Source organism: Pseudoflavitalea rhizosphaerae, from assembly GCF_003991355.1.
In the GTDB taxonomy this organism is placed as follows: domain Bacteria; phylum Bacteroidota; class Bacteroidia; order Chitinophagales; family Chitinophagaceae; genus Pseudobacter; species Pseudobacter rhizosphaerae.
This window is the reverse complement of the sequence record NZ_RCSU01000028.1, coordinates 1-3906: the sequence shown is the minus strand read 5'-3', so window position 1 is coordinate 3906 and position 3906 is coordinate 1. Positions and strand designations below refer to the sequence as shown.

Here is a 3906-nt window from a genome sequence, read left to right as displayed (position 1 = left end):
TATCCCTTAACTTAATGACATTGCCCGGCGAGTGAGTTTTATTCAGTCGCCTCTGGAGACGCGGTGTTCGCCGGAGGCGAACAAATACAAGTCACTCGCCGGGAGGCGAGCGACTGCCAGCTCTCTGCCTTTTTAGTCAGCCGCTGCTTTATAGGTTTTTGTTTGTGCTTATAATTTCAGCGCATTTTTCAAAAACAGCTTCACTTCTTCTGCAGGTATGGCGAGAGAAGTTGTTCTGGATATGCGGGAAATATTGATGCCCATAAAATTTCCTTCTCCATCGAAAACAGGGCCGCCGCATTCTGAGGGATATAATCTTGCATCATGACTAAATGCTTTTTTGAATCCATCTTTGCGCTCGCTTTTTCCTCCTTCAAATTGTTCCGCCATATGCTCTGCAAGGGGTTGGGAGAAACTCTTCTGTTTAAGTGTTATTTTTTTTGTGTAGCCAAACCATTTCCTTTTTCCTTTCAGAAGGATGGGGGTGGAAGGGCGGATGGCAGACACCTGCCATTCAAGCTCCGTACATGTGGTGACTTTTACCCCATTGATACTTTGGATCTGATCTCCGGTTTTCAATTTTGCTGAAGCAGCCGGACCATAGGGGTCGATACTATTTATCAGGAGGGCATTATCCTTTTCGATGGCACTAATGCCCAGGTAAGATTTCCAGCCATAGGGAATAAAACCGACAGTTGGTGAGCTCAATACGCTGACCCTGTGAGCACCATAATTAGCTCCTGGCGACAACAGGAATGTACCAGCATTTTTATACATTTCATTGCTAAAGGAACCAGACACGATATCGATTCCATTCTTAAGTTTAGCTGCTACTTCCAGGAGAACAAGATCTTTCAGGGAATCCCTTGCAATGGCAGTTGCAGGAAAGGATTCCTCTTTGAAAGAAACAAAAACAGAATCGTTTCCAACAATGGAGCTTTTGCTGATGATGAAAGATTTGTCATTGAAACCAGAGACAGGCAGTGCAATAAGGGCGCCCAGCGCAGTGATTTCTTCTCCCTTTATTCTGCTGGCAATATTGAAGGAAGTGGGGGCAATCCTCGAAAATACTGCAGGGAAGTTTTCGTGCATATTTTCCAGTGCGGGGATTGGCTTGCTTTTATTGGGCGGCATGGCTTCGAGCTTTTTTGAATCGCCGGAGTCGGCCACGAAATAAGTTTGCGGCTTGAGCAATTTATCCCAATATTGACGGAATGTATCCATCGGGACTTCATAGTTTGCATCCAGCGATTGAAAGATCCTGCTGTGAATACCGATCACTTTCCCGTTCAGGTCAAATAATGGACCGCCTGAATCGCCTGGTTCCATCAGCGCCGTATTGCATAAGAACCCTTCGTTCAAATTGCTTTTCGTGATATAACCGAAGCGCACCAATGCATGTCCGCTTTGTTTCATGTTTTGCGGATAGCCCATGCTGATGCAGGGTTGAAAAGGCACCAGGTTACCCGACCATCCCATTTCTGCGTATGGCCAGTTACCAGGAGACATTATTTTGATGATAGCAGCGTCGTTGACGTTATTGCTTCCCAGACCGATGGCCAATACTTTTTTCCCATCGGGGAATGCGACCTGGTAAATCTGATGAGGTTTGGCAGCATGAGCGGCTGTGAGAATGATTCCATCTTTGCTAACCACAACGGCACTGAAAGTGAGCCCGCTTACGCGGTTTTTTAGGGTATCATAGCCAGAAACGGCAACGGTAGCGCCGGATACCTTTTTGACTACGGCCTGGATGGAGGATTGAAGGGATTTGTAGTCGAGTTGCTGGCTGAAAACAAGGCTGGTATTGAGGAGTAACCCCAAACCGATCAGGCAGGCGCGGAGCTTTTGAGAGGTGGAGATGTTCATTGATTGCATGTTGTGGTGCAATACTGACAAAGAAGTGGGGGTTTAGGGTGAAGGGAAGGGTGGGATATTTCTTAAGATTTCAGGTCTGTGTTGTCTAAAGCGCCAACAATGCCAATGTAAGTTTTCTTATATTCGTGAAAATGTGTAACCACAAATTATATAAACATTTGCTGGCTGCCGGGCTTTTACAACTTACCGGAGTTACACCCTTTGCAGGTAAACGACTCTTCGCTTTCTCAAATCCTAAAGACTTTAATAAGTAATCCCCGGCATGATTTGCATTCCGGGGGATATAAATACTGATTTCGTTGCAAAACGAAGCTGATATGGTATTCTGCCATATCAATTATCATTTTATCCAACTTATTAAACATCTATTATGAGCCATATCGTCATTGTATTACAGGAAGATTTCCAACTGTTAACATCAGCTCTTAATACTGATAATCATTTTTTGGCACTTTCAGAGGATGAGAAAAGTAAAATAAAAAACAAGTTGGCCAATGCCCAACAGGTAAGCGCTGCAGACTTTCCTAACAATGTATCCCGTCTGTATGATATTATAACCTTGCGAAATATTAAGACCAGGCAAAATGTTCAATTCAAATTGGTTCCACCTGCAGAAAGGGATAGTTGGTCTGGAAAGATATCAGCCCTTTCTCCACTCGGCATTGCTTTGCTCGGAGTTGTAAAGGGACAGAGCATTTCCTGGCAATCTGGTAATAAGAAGAATTATTATACAGTAATGGAAGTTAGCAATGCAGTATTTATTTAGAGATGGTTATTTCAAAATAATCCCCAGAGCTGAAGGCTTTGGGGATTATAGAGAATTGTAAATAATTATTTTGATCAACAATCACCTATAGGCAAGTGAACTAAAAGAATAATTCTTATCTTTGCTTTAGCGAGATCAAAAAATTACAATGGTTTTTTAGGCAAAAGATCTTGAGGACTACAACCGAGAATCCTTGCAAGTTCATTTAGATGCTTAATATTATAGTGCGAGGGATAATTAGAGCTTTCCACTTTCCCGATAAACCCCACTGAAAGACCTAACTCGTTCGCCAAATCTGCTTGAGAGATATTTTTGGCGAGACGTTTTTCACGAACTTTATTAATTACGTACTGATCTATCTTACTTTTCATAATCTCCTATAGGAAAGTATGAAGGTCGAATAAAGCCAGACCATCAACAATCACCTATAGGCAAGTATTCATTAAAAATTAAACTTAACCAGTATGAGAAACAACACAGCGCATTTGAGCCTTCAGAAAGAACCATCAGAAACTGTCATCACCTCCATCCACCAACTCTTCAACGGAGACTCCATCGAGAAAATCCGATCAGACATGGATAATCTCCAAAACACCACCATCACAGAATCTTACGGTGACCTGAACAAAGAAGACAAATGGCTCCTCATCGATTTCTTGCGCAGGATTTCCAACTTGATCGAAGTCGCGCATGTCCTCATCACAAAACCGGACAATCCTGAAATTGCACCTAATTAAGCCCACTTCTATCTCGCAGGCAAGGCTATTATTGTAGTAGCCATCGCTCCTGTATCATTTTCCACTTTTGTAAGCTCGCATACTCACAGGTATCGATGTAAATCGATAGGATCATCCTATGCCCGCAAATACTGATCAGGAGCGACTGTCTGCCCATCTTCCTATTCATTCAAGCATTTAAAATTGATCGCATGAAACCTCATCCACTTCTTCAGGAAGTAATCGTCACCATTGTTAGAACCGTTCCCACAGAAAAGATCGCACTATTGGCATTCACCAGCCAGGAACAAGCTGTCTGGACCTTCTTTCACCCGCAAGCACCACAGATCGTCGCGCCTACAAAACTCAACCTCCTCATACTGGCAAGGTCCACCAGAGAGTCCAGGCATGAGCTGCTGGACATGATCGAGCAAAGATGCAAACACAAACTGCCGATATCCGCACTGCTCCTGACGCCGGAAGAATTCAAGATCCTACTCAGCAAAGGCACCCCTTTTGCCATTGCAGTGCTGCAATCCAATTATT

At 43.4% G+C, this 3906-nt stretch carries 5 protein-coding genes; 3 read left to right on the top strand and 2 right to left on the bottom strand.

Annotated elements, in window-relative coordinates; genetic code table 11:
• Positions 1-168: 168 nt before the first annotated feature.
• Complete coding sequence (locus D9Y29_RS26355; protein WP_164735566.1) at positions 169-1869, bottom strand: trypsin-like peptidase domain-containing protein; 1701 nt, start codon at positions 1867-1869, stop codon at positions 169-171.
• 379 nt (positions 1870-2248) lie between these two features.
• Here D9Y29_RS26355 and D9Y29_RS26350 point away from each other — a divergent pair, with 379 nt between their 5' ends.
• Positions 2249-2644 (top strand): GreA/GreB family elongation factor, encoded by a 396-nt coding sequence (locus D9Y29_RS26350; RefSeq protein WP_127133248.1) that lies wholly within the window; start codon positions 2249-2251, stop codon positions 2642-2644.
• 143 nt (positions 2645-2787) lie between these two features.
• On the opposite strand, the gene D9Y29_RS26345 is transcribed toward D9Y29_RS26350, so the two are convergent.
• Positions 2788-3015, bottom strand: a complete 228-nt coding sequence (locus tag D9Y29_RS26345) for a helix-turn-helix domain-containing protein (protein WP_127133247.1) — start codon at positions 3013-3015, stop codon at positions 2788-2790.
• A gap of 93 nt (positions 3016-3108) precedes the next feature.
• On the opposite strand from D9Y29_RS26345, the gene D9Y29_RS26340 reads away from it, so the two are divergent.
• Positions 3109-3381, top strand: a complete 273-nt coding sequence (locus D9Y29_RS26340; protein ID WP_127133246.1) for a hypothetical protein — start codon at positions 3109-3111, stop codon at positions 3379-3381.
• A gap of 191 nt (positions 3382-3572) precedes the next feature.
• A partial coding sequence (locus tag D9Y29_RS26335; protein ID WP_164735565.1) for a hypothetical protein occupies positions 3573-3906 on the top strand: 334 nt, incomplete at its 3' end.